The following is a 20,310-nucleotide window of genomic DNA, read 5'->3' on the forward strand; positions in this document are numbered from 1 at the left end:
TCCTAGTATAATATTTTTATATTCATTATAATTCATTTTCATTTCTTATGTTGGAACATAAATTCTGCTTACAACATTTTTCACATTCATCTATGTCTTTATGATAGGTTGGTATTTCTTTTAACCTTACACGTAAATACTGATATAGTTCCCGATGTTTTTGTATAAAATCCTCACTTATTTTGTAATATGCCCATTGTGCTTTTTTATTAACATCTAAGATGTCACTATTTTTAAGTATTGCTAATTGTCGGGATGCATTGGATTGTGACATATTTAAGCTGGCCTCGATCTCACAGACACATAGCTCCCTATCCATAAGCAAGGCTAAAATTCTTAACCTGCTTTCCTCTGACAGTGCTTTAAAAATATCAATCACCTGTGACACCACCTTTCTGCCAGTAGTCCTATTGATAACCTTTCAAGAGACTCCTTTCCTAAGAACTTATCCTTATATAACTTTATATGAGCATATATGCATATAATATGACGGATAGTTCCTTTGGTTACATTTTAATTACGTTGAAAATTGTACTTTCACTGAGATCAGCTTGCTACATAATCTTATATCAGTAGGAGTTTTCTTCTAATTGATATTAATTATAGGTCTACTGCTCATTATTATTCATATTAGTTCTACTGTAATGTTTATGACCTCCGGACAGATTATAAACCTCCTTAAAGCCTTTATTCATTAAGATATTTTGTGCTGCATTACCTGTAACACCCTTATTACAATAAGTAACTGCAACCGTATCCTGATTCAATTGCGTAATAGAATCCCTAAGCTTCCCATGAGGTATATTCTTAGCCGTGGGGACATGAGCCTTTTCATACTGCGCCGTAGCCCTTGCATCTACAAGAACATAATTCTCTCCTGACTTAATCAATTGATCCAGTTCTCCTGCTGTTATCAGCTTCCTGCCTTTGTTAATAGCATTATCCAGTATCATACCCGTATACATAACAGGGTCCTTCGTTGTTGAAAATGGAGGTGCATAGGCTAGATCCAGATGAAACAGATCTTCTACTTTGGCTTTGAAAGTAATGGCAGTTATAAATACATCGATTCGTTTATCGACACCTTCATATCCCACAATTTGTACCCCCAATAATCTTCCGCTAACCTTATCTGCTATTCCTTTGATTACCAGTTCTTTACCACCTAAATACTCAGGTTTATTCGGCTTAATATTATGACAGACAGTAACCTCATAACCTAGCTCTCTTGCTTCCCTCTCGGATAATCCTGTCTGGGCCACTGTCATATCAAAGATTTTAAAAATACCGGTTCCCAGACTGCCTCTATAGGTTAGATCTCCTCCGGTCATATTATCACCTGCAATTCTTCCTGTTTTATTGGCAGTGGAGCCCATCGGACGATAGATAGGGTTGCCGGTTACGACATGAAATTGTTGGATACAGTCTCCGCATGCATAGATATCCTTTATGTTCGTCTGCATTTGTTCATTAACTTGAATTGCACCGGTTACACCAAGTTGAATTCCAGCCTGTTTTGCCAGTTCAATATTAGGCCGAACCCCCGTTGATAGAAGTACCAAGTCTGCTTTGATTTTACTACCGTCAGACAATATGACCTGACTTTTGGTTATTTCATTAGCGGATATGCCTGTTAATACGGTAATGCCATTTTTCTTAAGATGGTCCTCAACATAAATTGCCATATCACCATCAAGTCCCGGTGTAACCTGAGGAAGTCTCTCTACTAATGTAATCTCCATACCAAGACCCTTTAGATTTTCACATACCTCCAACCCAATAAAACCGGTACCAATAATCGCAGCAGTTTTCGGTTGGTTATCATTCATATAATTCTTAATTTTAATCATATCATTAATGTTTCTTAAGGTGAAAACATGCTTCTCGTCCACACCTTTAATGGGAGGTAAGACCGCTGAGGCCCCTGTTGCAATTACTAATTTATCATAATGATCTGTTAACACATCACCGGATGTTAAATTCTTAACCTCTAGGGATTTGTTTTCCGGGTCAATCGATAATACCTCATGTAAAGTTAGTATATCCACATTATATTTGCTTTTAAAAAATCCCGGATCCCGTGGGGTAAGTTCCTCTACACTGCCTACTTCATTCCCTATATAATAGGGCATTCCACATCCGGAATAGGAAATAAAACGATCCTTTTCATAAATAAGAATTTCTGCTTCCTCATTATTTCTTCTGGCCTTCGCCGCAGCGGATGTACCGGCTGCTACTGCTCCAATGATAACTATTCGCATATTCCTACCTCCTTGCGATTATGACAAATACAGTCTTTATGATCTGTTGTAATATTTGTCCAATATTCATTTACACTTGTAACAATCTCTTCATTAATGCTATATCTTATCCATGAGCCTTCTTTTCGCCCATTAATAATTCCGCTGTCAGTTAATATTTTTAAATGATAGGATAAGGTAGGTTGTGTGATTTGAAATGATTCTAATATATCACAGGCACATAATTCCCCACAGGATAGCATTTCCACAATTTTTAGTCTTGTTTCGTCTGCCAAAGCTTTAAAAATCGGTACAAACTTAATCTCAGTTTCCACTTTATTCACCTCCCGTTAATGAAAATATATTAAATTTCTTACTTAATACTGACGGTAGAGTCATAATATTATCCGTTTTCATATTTTAAGATCAATTTAGTTCTAACAATATCATGTTTTTGTAAATATTTTCATAATAATATTTATGGTAAGAGAATCCATGTTATCAATATGATTTTGTCATATGTGATTTCACTCACATAGAACATCATCTATATAGAACATTATCTATATGTTTATAATAACCATCATATAGATAAATGTCAATATATTATTTTATTATTATTAAAAATTAATACATGGGTAATCAAATAAAGCGAAACATAAATAAAGTAACATTCCTATAGGGATATGTCCCCATAAGAATGTTACTATGAATTAGTATTACTACGCTTCTTATACCTGAAGAGCCGTAATCCAAAAGCATATGGCAGATGTAACAGAAAGAGGCGTAACGATATATCTTTCTTTCTTACTATTCGACAGCGCATTCATAATAGAGTTAAGTGATAAATAAGCTGCAAAGAAAAAACAAATCATAGTTGTTACTTTCTTAGTGAATACTAAAGGTATAATACCTCCTGTTTGCAGTATAATCATGATTGCAAATAATTGAACAACCACCGATACAGCACAAATGATTCTAAAATTCGTTGGTAATACCTTGTATTTACCACCCCATGCAAATTCGCCTAAGGGAAGTCCTAAGGCTAAAAGAATATAAATAATGGTTGCGATACCAAAAATCGAAGCTCCTAATACTGCTATCATATGTTTTCCCCTTTCAGTTATGAAATCATTTCATCTATCGTTAAATTTTAAATATACTTAATCTAATACTTCAATTATTTTTTAGTTTTCTTACCGTAAGATATCATAAGTAGCAGGTCAACAACAGAAGATTAATTATTAGTATCTTTTTATTTCTATATATCTGCACACCTATTTATAATGCATAGATATCTTCGATGAATATCATTATAATACAGTTGACAATCTTATATAATTCCCCGATATAACACATAATCCTGCATCTCCCGTTTAAAACCGGCGCCGGCGAGTGCTTCAGCCGCTTCAATAGGGTATTCCTTTATTGTAATTCGGTTTTGAGTCGGAAAGATACGTCGTCTATTGTAATCATCGGCAAAATTACGCATTACCTCCGATAAGGAGGATGTATCAAACAACCGAAGTACTTTACCCTGACGTTCTAACACTGCAACAGGCGCTCCGGAACATAAGGCGACTGCGGTTCCTGCTACACTGATAAATGATCTGTCCTGCATATGAAGAAGGCTTTTTCCCCAAGGCTGTACCGGATCAACAGCATTTAACCAAATAATATCCTTTGGAGGATTCTCAAGGAATGCCATCGTACCAGCAAAGTCCTTATCACGAATAAACTGAACTCCCGATAATCCTTCGATAAAATATCCCCTTCTTACCCTTCCGGTATATTCCCAGATACGCAGTATCTCCAAGGCTCTCCCCCAAGAAAGACCCTGTATGGTCTCACGACATAAGATAACTACCCGGTCAAACAAACGCTCCAGCTGCTCTTCAGCGGTTGGTTTAAGAAGCGGACGGGCAATTTCCCAACGTCCGGAGGTCAACACCTTTGTCCTTGCCATCACTCTTTGCTTTGCGGTACCTTTATTTAATTTATCCCGGTTCATCCATTGGCGAACAGGTACAAAGCTGTCTGCGTATACCAAACCTTTTTCAGCAAGATTAAGCAGAGTATCATAGGGAGATACCCCTTCTAAAAGACCGGAAAGTCTCTGCATAAAGCTGGCGCCCCGTTTTAGCAAAGCCTCATATATAATTTTTTCATTTTCCTCCAAAGTATCTGCCACCTCTGAAAGATCCGAATCCCAATCGATGTCATCATACCGATGAAAACTTATTCCCGAATCCGGTGTGATCTTCCAAAACAAATTCCCCTGGGAAAGAAAGGTGTCTATTAACTCTGACCGATAACCCTTTACCCGCGCAGGCAGTAAGATATTCTCCCACATATCCGGTGAAAATGCTTGATCACATAATAGCTTCATGGATTTTTCCAGCTGTTCATTAACCGGTGCTATGATACGTACACGGCTTGTCATAAGCGCGGCGTAACGCTCAGATGGAAGGGTTTTTATCTGACTACGACGATTTTTTATGGTTTCCAGTCTTGCCCGGTTGTATAGCTTGGCATGATAGTAAAGTCCGTCGTATTCAACGATACTCTCCTGCTGATTAAGAGCAGTGAGTATCTCCTTTACCCTACCATCTGTCCATAAATAACGTTCTCCTACCTGTTCCGGTGTCTGTGCGCCACGATATCGCAACATACGACGAACGATATGCTTTCTAGCTTCCAGATCTTCCTGAACAAACGCAGCTTCATACTCTTTTTCATGCTCTGCCGCAATCCATAATCCGGGTTCAATATATTTGACTTGCTCCTTATGCGCCAGGTTTTCTAACCAGTCAATTGGAACCTCCAGTTCTCCTGCAATTAAATCCCCTTCTATCATTAATAGTGAGTGTAATTGTTTCTCATCCTCGGGAAGATGGGTTCGTTCAGAGACTAAAGCCAGCTGTTCCGGAGATGGGGCAATCATCTGTGTCTGTTTAAGCGCCTCCTCAGCTGCATAGTGAATGCTGGAAGGTGTCGGCGTATAATCATACATCATGGTAGCTTCTGTCTGCTGCCTGAGTGGTAACGACATGGGTGAAGGTTTCTCAAGATGCATTTCACATACCGTGATTGCTCCTGATCTTATTCCGTTTAATACATATTCCACTCCGGCTAAGTCCCAATAATCCTCCAGACATTCCCGCCTAGTTTCCCTAATAAGCGGATGATTTTTATAGGTAACTAAGGTATCCAGCATCTGTGCACTGCGAAGCCGCTGTACCCATAAGGGCTGTCGTCCTGCCTTTCTTACACCCATCATCAGTGCCCTTGCTGTATTATAGCGAAAGGTCATATTAAAAGTCGGAGTCGCAGGCAGCAATGCTTCTAACACAGGCTTTGCCTTTTCCGGAGCTATGGTTTGCAATAACCCCTCCGGTAATGGGGACTCCCCATAGGGAAATAGAAGAAAGCCGTCATCATCATCAAAGAAACTGACATTGGTGTTCAGACGACGTTTTGCCTCCACATGGGTAAGGATAGCCAGAGGTTCATTTACCTGTCTTCCAAACACAGAATGCACCATCATCTGATGGTTTCCTGTCTCATCACGATAATGTTCTACTATTATAGTTCGATCATCGGGCAATACTCCGGTAACATCTAACTGTCTCTGTAAAAATCCCTGTGCATTGACCGCAGAGATTTCATCCAGACCCAGTTCACATAGTACCTGCAAAAGAGAATCTGTCTCATGGGCATTCCCAAGTCTTCGAAGTATCTTACCAAAGGCAATACCAGTCTGTAACGCTCTTCCCTTCTTTTCCCCTTTCCAGAAAGGAGGTCTTGCACCTATGTTATTAGCTTGTGTTACAATAACCGAATCCTTCTGAATACTACATATCTTCCAAGCAAAAGAGCCCAGCATGAATTTATCACCGATTTTGGCTTCAAAAACGTACTCTTCATCCAGCTCACCAAGCTTTACTCCATTTTCCGTTTTTACCGTATATAAGCCCATGTCCGGAATTGTACCTGCTGCCGATATGGCTAACATACGGCTGTAGGGATCTCCCTCCACCCGGTCATGGATGCGGTCATATAAGATTCTTGGACGAACCGGAACATCCTGCGCATGTTCATAATCTCCGGCCAGCATACTTAAGACATCCCTGACATCCTCCAAAGTCAAATCCTTAAAAGGATATGCCCGGGGTAAAAGCTCCATTACTTCCTCCAGGCTATAGCCATCACCCGTAGCCATTGAAACCAGGTGTTGCGCCAGTACATCCAGGCATAATTTAGGCGGACGGCAATATTCTATTCCACCGTTTCTAACTACCTCTGCGGTCAGACCGCTATAAAGTCCTTCCGAGGCAGACCGCGGAAATATATGCATAACACTAACACGACCCGGATTATGTCCGGCCCGTCCTAATCGTTGTAGTGTACTTGATATAGACCGGGGACATCCAATCTGAAACACCTGGTCGATATCCCCCACATCAATTCCCAGCTCCATAGAAGAGGTTGCACATAGAAGACGAAGTTGACCATTACGAAGGGCTTCCTCCACTTCATAACGCTGTTCTTTGGATAAGCTGCCATGATGGGTTCTGGCAAAACCATCTCCACCCAGTTGATTGACAAAGTAGGCTAATTTCTCAGCATAGGCCCGTCCATCTACGAAAGCTATGACGCTGTTCGCACCCATACAATGATCATAAACAGTCCTTGACAACTCATGCCAGACAGAATCCCTATGAACAACAGAATGGTCCGGCCAGATGCTTGTAACTGCCAGTTCAACCTTCTTGTGCATCTTAGGTGCTACGATGGTTACCTTCTCCGGTGACAAGTATTCCGCCGCTTTCTCCAGAGGTTCAATCGTGGCAGAAAGCCCGATCCGTTGAAGTGGCTGGGGACACAACTTGTCCAACCGGGCAATGGAAAGCATCAGATGAGCTCCCCGTTTGGAATCGATTATGGCATGAAGTTCATCAATAATGATTGCCTTAGCCGTATTGAGAATCTTCTGACCTGACAGGCTGGTTAACATCAGATACAAGGATTCCGGTGTAGTTATCAATATATGAGGTGGCGTTTTTATCATCCGCCTGCGATCCTTTTGGGGAGTATCACCGGTACGGATCGCTATATTTAAATCAAAGGGTGTACTTTTTGTATTAACACTGTCCTTTCTTTCTTCTTCAAAAATCCCATTTAAAGGTTTCCTAAGATTTTCCCTAATATCACCGGCAAGGGATTTTAGGGGTGAGACATAAATCAATTGAAGCTCTTGCTTTAAGGTGCCTGCCCGAGCCTGTGCTTTTAACTGATCGATGAACACCAAAAAAGCCGACAGTGTCTTACCGGTTCCTGTCGGTGCAGATACTAAGGTGTGTTTACCCACGGCAATAGCAGGCCAAGCAACTTCTTGTACCGGCGTTGGAGAACCCAGTGCTTGGGTGAACCATCTGGCGGTTAGTTGATCGAAAAGTTCTAGTACATTCGTGGACATTCAAAGCTTCCTCCTAACTTCATATTAAACGTCTCATAAATCCATTGGTATTTATAGGAACACTATAATATTAAAACAAGTGAACTGATGTCTCAATTCACCTGTTAAAAACATATCAATGTATCATATTAATAATGAGAACATTAGATAAATACTTAACTTTCTGCATTTTATTATACCAGGTTTATCCAATTTACTCTATATATTTTTTAAAGTAGTTTTATATTTCCTTATTAATCATATCCTCCATTTAGACTATGATTAGCTATTAATTACTTCTTCTCTCATCAACTACTCATATATAAAAAAATCAGTTACAAAATCAAATTTATCTAAAATTCTTAAGAATGAAATTCTTTCTTCTCCTTCTTACAAATCCTCATAATCGTATCTTTACCGGTCATTACCGCAACCGGTAGCCCTCCAGGAGGTTGGAGCCATTGTCCGCTTAAATATAGATTATCAAGTCCTTTGATGCGTCCTGTATGAGCCATCATTTTTCCTTTGATTGTAGGTAAGAAGGACATAAATGCACCCCTGTAAGCATTACAATATCGTTCATAGGTGATTGGGGTCGCAAAATCCAGTAATTTTATCTTTCCTTTCATATCAGGATAGTGATCTTCTATCGCACCTATAACCTCTCTCCCAATCCTATCTTTTTCAAGGCGGTATGCATTGGGATCACTTGCCAAGGCTTTCCATGCGTCATAATCATCATGGTACTGATTAATCGCACAGGTAATAACCGTATGGCCTTCAGGAGCAAAGTCTTTCTCATACTGATAATGATTTACTAATAAATGTTTAATCGGTGTGTTATTAATTATAATTGGGTTTATGGCAAAACGAGTACTTCTTTGTAAATCTTTTAATTCTCCCTCATAACCCAATGCTATATAAATGTTAGAGGCTAACGGATAATTGATCGGATCATTAAATCTTTTCTCAAACTTTGGATCAGGGTGTTTTCCTTTTAATAACCTTTCGAATAACACTTTTGCATCACAAGCTGCGATAACATAATCTGCATTAAAAGATTTCCCGTTCTTACATATGACTCCGGATACCGATTTTTTATTACTTTCTAATTGCGTAACCTCACTTAAGGTTTCTATTCGTCCTCCAAGGCTTTGATATCGCATGGCCATCCTCATAGCCATTGCCTTAGACCCTCCATATGGGATAGAGGCATCACCTTTCGTAAACGATGCCAGGGCAAAGAAGATTGAGGAAGCACTATAGCCTTCCGGTACAAAAGTAGCCAAAGTATCTCTTAGGGCCGGATGCCTAAATGTATTGGCATATTGGATCAGACTGATCTTACCATACTTACTCATAATGGTTCCGGCAGCTTTCATAGAGCTAAATAATTTAATCTTCTCTTTCAATGTCATCATGTCCATCGGCTTATCGGTAGGCATTTCGAAACTATGTAACTGTTTGATGCCTTGATAAAATTCCTCTATAACCGCTTTATCTTCAGGCGATAATGCTAACCAGCTTTCCCTAAGTCGTTCTAAATCACGGTATAGATGTACCGTACCTTCCTTATGTTCAAAACTCAAGAAGGTTTCAGGGTGATATACTTTAACTCCATCAAGAGCTCCCACCTTCGTCCAAAGTTTATGCATTGGGGTTCCTTCTTTGGTACCGACTAACCAGTGAATGCAACCATCTACATGATAACCATTTCGATCCCATCCGGTACATTCTCCACCGACGGTATGATGTTTTTCTAAAATAATACTGTCAAATCCGTTTTTCTGAGCGAAGATTCCCGCACTAAGTCCTGCTATCCCTCCGCCGATGATAATAACTTTTTTCATATTTAACCCTCCCTATATTTTCTATTTTGACCAAGGAACAGATCTTCTCCGACTTCCATTAGTAAAGTTTCTGCATCATCCTCTTGAAACCAAGAGGGTATCATCCGGTTCGCCAACATAACTTCCATACCGATCTGGAAACACCTGACCTTTAAAAGTAACCTTCTTCTTTCTTCCAAAGTCCAATCCTTCATCTCTTCGGATTTTGCCATTGTTTCAAGCAAATAATTCTCTACTGTATCATAGTTTTCCATATATGGATTCGGTTTCATAATCAGTTCCCGAAGTAAAACCGGATATTTTCTAGCGAAAGCTATGCTGGCTTTCCCCATATTCTCAAATACATCAGAACCATTTTGCTCCGCCATAAGTTCTTCTGACAGTGCAAATACCCGTTTGATCACAGCATCCATCAATTCATCAATAGTTTTAAAATTCACATAAATCGGTGCTACTGAACAGCCTAGATGCTTAGCCAGAGTCCGGGCGGTTATAGCAGAAAACCCATTTTCCTTAGCTATTATAAAGGCGGCTTCAATAATATCTTCTTTCGTAACTTTCGCTTTTGGTGGCATAAAAATCCTCCCATCTTTTTCTTTTTCATTCTTATTATAGAGCTTCGCATAAATTAAGAACTTAATCTGATTTTATATAATATCTAAACATATCATACAATCATTTGCTTTAAGTTACTTTTTAAGCATTCGTATCTGTCTTTATAACAATTCTTCCATAAATACCATACTTAATAATTGAATATATAACATATGTTATATAACGTTAGTTATATTATTTCATAACTGAGTATTTTTGTCAATATAAATTTACAGTCATAAGATATTCTCACTATATTAGTTACACATATGTAATAATAAAAATTTATAATATTTATTGTCCTTAACGGAATACATTATAGTAATGGATACGTAAAGGAGTTTTTTATGTATCATAGGAATAAAAATGATAATACCCATAGTAATAATTTAGCAGAAGGAATGAAAAACAGATATCTAAATCCGGAAGATATCTATCTTCCACCGGGTTATTCCATTGAAGTGTTTGCCCAAGGATTAAATACACCCAGTGGTTTATTATTTACCAGCGCCGGAGATTTGCTAATCGCAGATACAGGCTATATTACTGGAAATCCGGTTATTTACCGCTATGTTGACAATGAATTTATAGTACTGGCAGATGGTTTTCATGTTCCTCTTCTTGGAATTACCGAGTTTGAAGATAAGATCTATGTCGCTCACCGAGCTACCGTTACAATTATTTATCCTAATGGGACCCGTAGTGATATCATAACCGGATTGCCCAGTTACGGAGATTACAGTAACAGTAAGGTGGCCTTCGGACCTAACGGAAAGATGTATTTTGGACAGGGAACCGCAACCAATTCCGGAGTCGTAGGTATAGATAACCTTTGGATAAATCAACATCCTTTCTTTCATGATTACCCAGGCTCCTATATTATGATAAACGGGCAAAATTTTGAAACCCCGAATATATTGCTGCCTAATGTTGAAGATGTAACATTAACCGGAGCATTTTCCCCTTTTAGCGTTTCCAACTTATCCTTTGAAACAAGAAAAGGTCATATCCGGGCCTCCGGTGGTATTCTAAGGTCGAATCCCGATGGTTCGGATCTTGAGTTGGTAGCATGGGGGTTTCGAAGTCCTTCCTATCTAAAATTCGATGAAGCAGAAAGGCTATTCGTTGCAAACACCGGCTATGATGTCAGGGGAAGCAGACCGATAGCAAATGCTCCGGATGAGTTTCAATTCGTTACACCGGGCTTATGGTATGGGTGGCCGGATTATGCTGCCGGTGAGCCCGTTACTGCATCTGTTTTCACTCCGGAAGGGGGAATTCAACCGGAGTTTTTATTAGTAAGTCATCCTAATATTCCACCAAAACCCTTTGCAATGTTTCCTCCGAACGCTACGATCATCGGATTTGATTTTAACTATAATACTAACTTTGGGCCATATGGTGATGTATACATCGCCGAGTTTGGAAGTGTGAGGCCAAGAACAATTCTTGATATAGATGGATCATATCACGGTGTAGGCCATAGAGTATCCCGCATCGATATGAGTACCGGTGAAGTAAATACCTTTGCAATCAATAAATCTGGCTTCCCTTCCTATTTAACCAGAGAAGGTGGTCTTAATCGACCTTCTGATGTTGTATTTGGACCGGACGGTGCAATGTATGTCGTAGATATGGGCCTTAATACGGTTGAAACCCCCAATGTCTTTTTACCAAATACCGGGGTGATTTGGAGAATTACCAGAACAACCGAGAGAGTATATCATCAATATCCGAGAAAACACATTGCCTCTAATAATCTTTCATGAGTTTTGTCTATGAGATAAATTGCATCAATAGACTATGCTAATTAAAGGATAAAAAATAAGTTCATGGAGTCTTCTAAATGATTGATTAGAAAACTCCATGAACATTTTCTTTGGAAAAGCTACAATATGTTCAATTTACTTGTTCTTTATTTATATTAATTAAAATAATATACCTTCTTAATTATCATTACCAAATAAGGGTGTTGAGAAATACCTCTCAGCAGTATCCGGCAGTATCGTTACTACTGTTTTTCCTTTTCCCAGTATTTTAGCCATTTTTAATGCTGCTGCCACATTCGTACCACTGGAAATACCACACATTAGTCCCTCATATCTTGCTAAATCCCTGGCTGTATTAATTGCATCTTCATCCGTAACGATACAGATATCCTCATAGATATTCTGATTTAAAATCTTAGGTATGAGACCATCCCCTATTCCCATCTGAATATGCGTTCCTATAGATCCTCCGGCTAAAATTGCTGCATTCGCCGGTTCAACCGCCCAGATAAGAATATCCGGATTGTGTTCTTTTAACACTTCTCCAATTCCCGTAATGGTACCGCCTGTACCTATACCGGAACAAAACCCATGAATTGGACCTTCTACCTGCTTTAGAATTTCTTTAGCGGTATATTGACGGTGAACCATAGGATTTGCCTCATTCTCAAATTGCTGCGGAACATAAACATTGGGATTTTCTTTGGCCATTGTTAGAGCAGTATTTAAGCACTCGTCGATACATTCTCCTATATTTCCAGCATCATGAACTAATATTACCTCAGCCCCATAATGTTTTACTAATTTTCTTCTCTCCTCACTGACAGAATCTGGCATGATGATTATGGTACGATATCCTCTGACTGCTCCGACTAAGGATAAACCTATCCCTTGATTTCCGCTGGTAGGCTCTACAATAATCGTATTCTTATGTATAATTCCTTTTTTCTCCGCTTCTATTATCATATTAAGGGCTGTTCTGGTTTTTATAGAACCTCCTACATTAAGCCCTTCATATTTTACCAAAACCTGTGCACTGCCCTTATCAATCAAATGATTTAAACGGACCATTGGTGTATCTCCAATTGCCTCAAGCACGTTATTAAAAATCATATTTATACTCCTTCGCTATGCTTAGTGCCATCTTAATGCAATATATTATGAAAGATGAATCTTTAACCTTCATTTGCTTTATGTTTACTATAGGCTGATACTATGTCTTAAGAATTCGCTAAATATGCATATGAAATTAACGAATAACTTTCCTTTCCTATAGATAATTAAATTTATCCCCAGATACAGAAATGGCTTATAAAGTTTATCTGGCATCGTTGCCATATAAAATAGTATAATCAAGCAAATCAAGGGTATCCTCTGGTAATATTACCGGATATATTTTCTTAGAATGACGAAATGTGAGTAATCCCTCATGAAACTTCTTCACTTCGATAGCCGTATTACGATTTGAGGTAATAACCAAATCCGCATTTACTGTTTTAGGAAACCATTGTTCTGTATCCGATGGAACATTAAAGTTTAATGATATCTGATAATATGGAGCATTATATTCTTTCATTTTATCAAAATTAAAACTTTCAGTAGCTGAAATATTGGTATAGGTCTTTTCACTAAGTTCTGATAAAATCCTATTGATAATTTCCTCATTCCTGATATGTAACATGTTTACCAATTTCCTCTTGCCATTATTATTATTATATTGGTAAATCGTGATTTTTCTGGGCATTTGAATTGTTTTTAGGTAAATCTGCTTTTGAGGAACAAAGATATAATCTTTAAAATTCGGATATTGATAATAAAGCAAAATAGCAATTAATATAATATATCCAATTGATTTCAAAGTAGTTACTTTTTTTTCTTCTGATTTCTTTTGTTTTAAATTGTTTATAAGGCTGCCAATCGCCGGTTGAAAAATCAAGACTATAAATCCGAACAAACAAATCCAATAGGAATATCTTAAGTTATAGCGATTTGATATATATACTAAGTATACGGAGATTGAAAAGGATATTGTAATTGCTGTAGTGATGCATAGATAAAGGATAACAGATTTTCTTCTAAGTGTTCCGTTTTTTAGATGTTTTCTATAAGGTGATATTACATTAAGAAGGAAAAAAGCTACGGACGCGCTAAAGAGCAATATAGAGTTAAGCCTATTCCCTTCACCTGCAACCATACTTACAATAAGCACTATAAACAATCCTGTAAATAAAAAATAAGTATATTTCGTCTTAAAATCTTCGTGATTATTATCGTTGTTAAAATTAAGATCTATGTTATCCAGCCTTTCATTTAATTCTTTTATTTCGTTATAGTCTTGCTTCTGATTCATAGCTTCCTCCATAAGTTACTAGTAGAGATCATAAAAAACAATATAATTATAGCAATATCTGTAAACATTTACAACAAATTCCTATAAGAATTAGGTAGGTCCATATCATGTAGTATGGAGTTTTATCATAAAAAAAGCCGACAACTGTGATTTTATTCACGGTTATCGGCTCGGCACCTTAGCGTCTGGCTCTTTGATAACTGACATATTCCTTTGTATTACATTAATTAAGGTTTCCTGTTTACATTTAGGACAAAACAACGGAATGTTTTCAAGTACTGTATTATCACGTACCTTAACCCGCGTATTGCACCTTTTTTTAAGGCAGCGCCCTCTTCAAAAAAGATCAACAATCCCTGAAAGCAGTCCCGTCCCTTCGGTTAGCTGGACAGGGCCGACTTTAAAGAGATATTTTTGGATCTCCTTATAAACAATCTGATAATCTTGCGGTAACGCTTTAACACGCACCACGTGTGCTCGCCACTCTTTTTTGCCTTCGATGATATCTTGTATACTCATATTAACCTCTTTAGTAACACGTAGTAGATACCTTGTCAATAGCCAATATGATAATTATGAACGCCGCTCAATGCTTATTATTTCTATATATGAAAAAGGAGGCTCCCATTGACGAATGGACCTCCTTCCTCTATCCTAGTATGCAAATAATTATTCTTATCTAACCTTGAGCCAATCTATCCCTTAACTCCTTAATTTTTCTATCAATGGTTTCAATTATCTTAATAAACTCTTCATCACTTTTGCCTGAAGGATCCTCAAGGCCCCAATCCTCTCTTATTTTACAAGGTAATACAGGACAATCGACATTACATCCCATCGTAATTACCACATCCGGGCTTGGTATTTCTTCGATCAGTTTATTTCGCTGTGTTTTTTCCATATCAATATTATATAACTTTTTCATCAATCTGACTGCATCCGGGTTAATATGGTCTTTTAAATGAGTACCGGCAGAATAACTCTCAAATACATCTTCGGCGTATAATTTTCCTAAGGCTTCTGCCATCTGACTACGGCAGGAATTGTGTACACAGATGAAAGCCACTTTAGGTTTACTATTAAATTTAATCTTATTATTATCCATCTTAACATCTCCTGTTCTTCTATTAATTATAGTGAGTATGTGAATTTTTCGAATAAGGCAATTGCAACAACCACTGCTAATTCATCTCATTCATTCAATAATATGTCCATTATGCTTCTTTATCTTTATATAGCCTTTTAATGGGATATGAAATTCATACCAGATACACTCTGTCCTTCTATTCACAGCAAATGCACACTCCTATACTAGCTTCTCCATAAGTTTCATTACTTCATTGGGCTTTAAGACTTTACCATAGGATACAACTTTTTCATTCACGACCAGGGCAGGTGTTGTCATCACACCATATCCACTAATCTCAGCTAAATCCGTAACTTTTACAACAGTTGCATTTAATTTCATCTCTTCAAGAGCTTTATGAACATTATCCGCCAGAGTAACACAGTTCTTGCAACCGGAGCCAAGTATTTTAATAACTAACTCCTCCGTATTTTGAATCTGAACATTCTCCTCAGTTGTTGATTCGTTCAATTCTTCACCACTGTTACAGCCACAATTCTTGATGTCCTGCTGAGTTAGCATCTCATCATTATTTCCACAACAGCAAGGCGTGGTTTCTTTTTTTGTCTTTTTAAAAAATCCCATAAATAACCTCCTCCTATTTAATGATAATTGTTTTATAATAATATTATTATCTTCACACATCTTTAAATATTTAAATATCAAGCATACTTTTAATTGTATTGTTAATTCAATTCATAAACAAACTATAATATAAAATTTATTTCTTTTCGTGCTGGTCTATTAAATACCCTGACGGACTATCTTCTTACTATAAAAACAAATTTAGGGCATTAAAGAGATAGCCAATCAAAATAATACCAATTGTTACAATTCCTATAAAATACGCTAACAATCTAGGTTTTACTACCTTTTTTAATAAAATCATAGATGGCAGACTTAACGCTGTTACCCCCATCATAAAGGATAATATCGTCCCTGCTCCAACTCCCTTAGCATATAAAGCCTCTGCAATCGGTATTGTTCCAAAGATATCAGCGTACATCGGTACTCCCACTACGGTTGCCAATAAAACGGATAATGGATTATCATTTCCTAAAATAGTTTGGATAAACTCCTCCGGAATCCAGTTATGAATGACCGCACCAATTCCTACTCCAATTAAAATATAGATAAAGACTTTCTTAACAATGAATTTCACCTGTTCACTGGCATAAACCATTCTTTCTTTTACGCTTAACGAAGGCGCCTCGATGTCTAATGTTTTATTATTACTATTAAATTTTACAACATACTTTTCCAGTCCCAGTTTATCGATCAATGTTCCACCGATTACTGCAAGAATTAGTCCAACGATAACATAGGCAAATGCAATCTTAGGGCCAAAAACACTCATTAATAACACCAATGCCCCTAAATCTACCAAAGGGGATGAGATTAGGAATGAAAACGTAACACCAACCGGTAAGCCGGCATTGGTAAAACCAATAAATAAAGGGATGGAGGAACAGCTGCAAAACGGAGTAACAGTCCCCAGTAAAGCACTTAAAATATTGGCTTTTATCCCTTTAAACCTGCCAATAATCTTCTTTGTTCTTTCTGGAGGAAAAAAGCTTTGAATATAAGAAATAACAAAGATTAATACGGATAATAGTATCAGTATTTTAATTGTATCATAGATAAAAAATTGTATACTGTCACCCAGCTTGGTTTCCATATCTAGCCCCAGTGCTATTAAAATCTTTCCTACGAAATCATTCAACCATTGCATCCCAAGTATTTGATTTTGAATTACATCCCACACTGCTTTCATCTTTAACAATTCCTTTCTTGTCCTAACATATCGATAATCATCAATCTATTATCAGTATAGGTAATAGATTGATATTTGTCAATATAGGATAAACAAAAATAAGCACAAAAATAGACCGGTATATTCGAGCTTACGAATACCGGCCATATTTCATGTTTAAAGTCTCTATATTTATTCCATTCATATTAGAAACACATATATGCTAATCTATTTCTTATTTTCCTGCTTACTTAAGGAGCAACAGTCAAGCTTTCCTTCTCCAAAAGCTTTTTTATTCTCTTCTGCCAGATGATTCAGATAATTGTTAAATGATTTCTTGATTTTCGTCCATAATTTCATGATAAACCTCCGTTTCGGAATCGTACCCAAATTTCGTACTTTGTTTCCAGTTACATGGTAATTATAATATAGTAATGTGGAGGTTTTATGGAGAATCGTTATTCTTTAAAAGTATTTACAATTAACACCAAGCTGAAGCTAAATAAACTTTCAATATGAGTTAGTTTTATCAAAGAGCGTATTGAAAATTTAGATAGAACAATCTGACGTAAGTAAAAATCATTATATATTACTACTCTCATATAAAGAATCCAACGATTACATAGCACAATGTTGTTATAACAATACCTCCTACAAAATAAGGGAACGAGGTTGTTAAATGATCCCCATAGGATATATCCGTCATCTCAGCAGCCAAAGGGGCTATTACTTCTGCCACGGCACCACCAGCCCAAACCGTTCCTATCATCAGAGGCAGACTTACTCCTGAATTAGCTGCAAAATTAATCGCTAAGGGCATCATCAAAGCCCAGGTTGCCCAAGAAGATCCTATGGAATACGCAATTAAGCCACTGATAACAAATAATATAGAAGGGATTAAATACCTTGGTATACTCTTTACCAAATCCTCACTGATAAGCTCATTAAAACCCAGCTCCTGTGTAACAGCAGTCAGGGCCCAACTTAAGATTAAAATAATAACCAAGGATAAAAGCTTTTCACCACCCATAACGATATGAGTTTCAATCTCTGCCAAACTGATTTTTTGAAACAGGAAAAATATCGTGGTAAATAAAAGAGTTAGCATGATACCTGAAAATATAGATCTGCTGAAATCTGCATTTTCCAAAGCATTAAAAAAACCGGTGGCATTTTCTCTGCCTGTCCACCAAAAAAAGAAGATTGTACTGGTAAGCAAAACAGCAACCGGAATAATAAGGTTTTTGCTGTTCTTTGGATATTCCTCTAAATCTTTGCTAAGCAGTGCTTCTCTTTCCATATGTGCCTTTGTGAATTCCTCATGGGGCTTCGTAGCCTTACCCATTCTATATTTGCCAAACCCTAAGCCAAACAAGGTTACAGCAAGGGCAATGAGGAGCATAACCCAAGAATAGAAGTTAAAGAATACACTTTTGACAACAAGGGAATAGGCTGATTGTTCTATCCCATGTAATTTAATGTTATTGGTCACCAAGGTTACCATATAACCCAGATAAGCGGTAGCTATCGGTATAATAATGATAAGCTGAAGACTGGTTACTGATAATACAAATGCAAACTTCTCCTTGGAACCTTTCACTTTCTTTAGTATGGGTGAAAGTACGGTTCCGACCGCTATCATATGAAAGGAGCCGTCAAAAAAAGTAATGGCACTTAAGAGCCATGCCCACCTTAACACACTTTTTTCGTTCTTAGCCCATTTACTAACTTTGTCGCTAAAGCCGGCAATCCCTCCTGCCATCTCAATTAAGTCCGCCAGGGAACCAAAAGCAACTAAAAAGGATAAGGTATAAGCACTATCCTTACTGGCTACTGCTCCCATCATATATTCACCTAGGGATGTTAACCCATCAATAAATCCATTCTTAATAAAAGAACCTACTAATACACCGATAAATAAAGAAATGATTAGTTTCTTTGTTTTAAAAGTAAATAGAATCGCTATAACAGCCGGTATTAAGGATAACCATATCATATCAATCACATCACCTTATCTTTTTTTATTAAGTTTTACATAAGATGATGGATTTATGCCTTTGGTTCACTTTATTTCTTCGTATTTTCTATAATTTTAACTCCGGTATCATTACCGATGATAATTCTGTCACATAGGTTTAAAAACAAACCGGTTTCTAATACTCCGGTGATATTTTTTAATTTCTCTTCCACTTCTTTCACTTTTAAAGGTTTTTCAATCCATAAATCGGCAATATAATTATGATTATCTGTAATATAAATCTCCTTGTTATTCCTACGAAGCTTTGGATTATACTGTAAGCGTTCCAGTCTTGCCATAATATGTTGATAGCCATAGGGTAATATCTCAACAGGCAGGGGAAATGCCCCAAGTGCATCCACTGTCTTACTGGAATCCATAATCCATATGACTTCTTTGGCTACTTTGGCTACCATTTTTTCACGAAATAAAGCACCTCCGCCTCCCTTTATCGCATTAAAATCCGGATCAATCTCATCCACACCGTCTATTACGAGATCAATCTCCTTAACCTCATCAATGGATACTAAGGGTATCATAAATTGATTAGCTAACCGGGTCGTACTCTCAGAAGTGGCTACCGCTTGAATCTTTAGTCCCTTCTTAACCATCTCTCCAACTCTTTCAATCATATAATACGCCGTAGAACCGGTACCAAGTCCCAGTATCATACCATCTTTTATATATTCGGTCGCTTTCACACCGGCCATTCTCTTCTGTTCCATCTCAGTATCTCCTTTACAACAAAGTTTTTCTAAAATTTTTATTGACTTATTATAGATAATCTTTCTATCAAAAGCTATATAAGCTATTATTAACTATAGTAAAAAGAATATAATAGTATTTGTAATTCGTATATAGTTTTATGGTATTATTTTTCATACCGTATTATTGCATAGGCACTGGGAAAGTAAGCTCTGGTCTATAAAAGATATACCTAAGATGAAATAAGGAGATATACAATCACCCAAATATAACCATATCACTTTTAAGTTAACATAATATTTTTATGTATATTAATATTAACCATTGTTCCTTCAATACAAAATATGGTATCCATTTCCTAACACAATTTTATATTCAATCAGGCCCTTTTGTTTACATAATATACTTATGATTAATTTCTCCCCTCATATCACTTTCATATTTTATG

17 protein-coding genes and 1 pseudogene are annotated in these 20,310 nt (G+C 37.2%); 1 reads left to right on the forward strand and 17 read right to left on the reverse strand.

The window, feature by feature from the left end:
- Positions 1–25 precede the first annotated feature (25 nt).
- The 7 genes from I5677_RS08540 to I5677_RS08570 all read right to left on the reverse strand — a co-directional run bounded on the left by I5677_RS08540 (position 26) and on the right by I5677_RS08570 (position 10,123).
- Positions 26–379, reverse strand: coding sequence for an ArsR/SmtB family transcription factor (locus I5677_RS08540; RefSeq protein ID WP_197661164.1), 354 nt, complete (start codon positions 377–379; stop codon positions 26–28).
- A 229-nt stretch (positions 380–608) separates the two neighbouring features.
- On the reverse strand, positions 609–2,261 hold the full coding sequence (locus I5677_RS08545) for an FAD-dependent oxidoreductase (RefSeq protein WP_197661165.1): 1,653 nt from the start codon (positions 2,259–2,261) through the stop codon (positions 609–611).
- The gene (locus I5677_RS08550) at positions 2,252–2,575 is read right to left on the reverse strand and encodes an ArsR/SmtB family transcription factor (protein WP_197661166.1); all 324 of its coding nucleotides are present in this window, start codon (positions 2,573–2,575) and stop codon (positions 2,252–2,254) included. The genes I5677_RS08545 and I5677_RS08550 overlap by 10 nt, the downstream gene beginning before the upstream one ends.
- Positions 2,576–2,971: 396 nt before the next feature.
- A complete protein-coding gene (locus I5677_RS08555) occupies positions 2,972–3,346 on the reverse strand; it encodes a hypothetical protein (RefSeq protein WP_197661167.1) in 375 nt (124 codons plus the stop codon).
- Between the two features lie 227 nt (positions 3,347–3,573).
- Positions 3,574–7,719 carry a DEAD/DEAH box helicase gene (locus I5677_RS08560; RefSeq protein ID WP_197661168.1) on the reverse strand — a complete coding sequence of 1,382 codons (4,146 nt, stop codon included), beginning with the start codon at positions 7,717–7,719 and terminating at the stop codon, positions 3,574–3,576.
- Positions 7,720–8,060: 341 nt separating this feature from the next.
- Positions 8,061–9,548 carry a phytoene desaturase family protein gene (locus I5677_RS08565; RefSeq protein ID WP_197661169.1) on the reverse strand — a complete coding sequence of 496 codons (1,488 nt, stop codon included), beginning with the start codon at positions 9,546–9,548 and terminating at the stop codon, positions 8,061–8,063.
- A 2-nt stretch (positions 9,549–9,550) separates the two neighbouring features.
- A complete protein-coding gene (locus I5677_RS08570) occupies positions 9,551–10,123 on the reverse strand; it encodes a TetR/AcrR family transcriptional regulator (protein ID WP_197661170.1) in 573 nt (190 codons plus the stop codon).
- A 366-nt stretch (positions 10,124–10,489) separates the two neighbouring features.
- Here I5677_RS08570 and I5677_RS08575 point away from each other — a divergent pair, with 366 nt between their 5' ends.
- Positions 10,490–11,911 (forward strand): PQQ-dependent sugar dehydrogenase, encoded by a 1,422-nt coding sequence (locus I5677_RS08575; RefSeq protein WP_243456537.1) that lies wholly within the window; start codon positions 10,490–10,492, stop codon positions 11,909–11,911.
- Between the two features lie 177 nt (positions 11,912–12,088).
- On the opposite strand, the gene cysK is transcribed toward I5677_RS08575, so the two are convergent.
- The 10 genes and pseudogenes from cysK to rpiA all read right to left on the reverse strand — a co-directional run bounded on the left by cysK (position 12,089) and on the right by rpiA (position 19,882).
- The gene (gene cysK, locus I5677_RS08580) at positions 12,089–13,024 is read right to left on the reverse strand and encodes a cysteine synthase A (RefSeq protein WP_197661171.1); all 936 of its coding nucleotides are present in this window, start codon (positions 13,022–13,024) and stop codon (positions 12,089–12,091) included.
- A 205-nt stretch (positions 13,025–13,229) separates the two neighbouring features.
- On the reverse strand, positions 13,230–14,261 hold the full coding sequence (locus tag I5677_RS08585; protein ID WP_197661172.1) for a hypothetical protein: 1,032 nt from the start codon (positions 14,259–14,261) through the stop codon (positions 13,230–13,232).
- Between the two features lie 162 nt (positions 14,262–14,423).
- Positions 14,424–14,567, reverse strand: a pseudogene (locus I5677_RS08590) (cysteine-rich KTR domain-containing protein); the annotation flags it as partial.
- Between the two features lie 30 nt (positions 14,568–14,597).
- The gene (locus I5677_RS08595) at positions 14,598–14,780 is read right to left on the reverse strand and encodes a DUF1048 domain-containing protein (protein WP_330617882.1); all 183 of its coding nucleotides are present in this window, start codon (positions 14,778–14,780) and stop codon (positions 14,598–14,600) included.
- A gap of 160 nt (positions 14,781–14,940) precedes the next feature.
- On the reverse strand, positions 14,941–15,366 hold the full coding sequence (locus I5677_RS08600) for an arsenate reductase ArsC (protein WP_197661173.1): 426 nt from the start codon (positions 15,364–15,366) through the stop codon (positions 14,941–14,943).
- Positions 15,367–15,567: 201 nt separating this feature from the next.
- The gene (locus I5677_RS08605; RefSeq protein ID WP_197661174.1) at positions 15,568–15,972 is read right to left on the reverse strand and encodes a thioredoxin family protein; all 405 of its coding nucleotides are present in this window, start codon (positions 15,970–15,972) and stop codon (positions 15,568–15,570) included.
- Between the two features lie 187 nt (positions 15,973–16,159).
- The gene (locus tag I5677_RS08610; RefSeq protein ID WP_243456538.1) at positions 16,160–17,161 is read right to left on the reverse strand and encodes a permease; all 1,002 of its coding nucleotides are present in this window, start codon (positions 17,159–17,161) and stop codon (positions 16,160–16,162) included.
- Between the two features lie 207 nt (positions 17,162–17,368).
- Positions 17,369–17,500 carry an LDCC motif putative metal-binding protein gene (locus I5677_RS17345; protein WP_279380753.1) on the reverse strand — a complete coding sequence of 44 codons (132 nt, stop codon included), beginning with the start codon at positions 17,498–17,500 and terminating at the stop codon, positions 17,369–17,371.
- A gap of 238 nt (positions 17,501–17,738) precedes the next feature.
- Positions 17,739–19,136, reverse strand: coding sequence for a Na+/H+ antiporter NhaC family protein (locus I5677_RS08615; protein WP_197661175.1), 1,398 nt, complete (start codon positions 19,134–19,136; stop codon positions 17,739–17,741).
- A gap of 71 nt (positions 19,137–19,207) precedes the next feature.
- Positions 19,208–19,882 carry a ribose-5-phosphate isomerase RpiA gene (gene rpiA / locus I5677_RS08620; protein WP_197661176.1) on the reverse strand — a complete coding sequence of 225 codons (675 nt, stop codon included), beginning with the start codon at positions 19,880–19,882 and terminating at the stop codon, positions 19,208–19,210.
- Positions 19,883–20,310 lie beyond the last annotated feature (428 nt).

This window comes from Mobilitalea sibirica (assembly GCF_015999265.1).
In the GTDB taxonomy this organism is placed as follows: domain Bacteria; phylum Bacillota; class Clostridia; order Lachnospirales; family Lachnospiraceae; genus Mobilitalea; species Mobilitalea sibirica.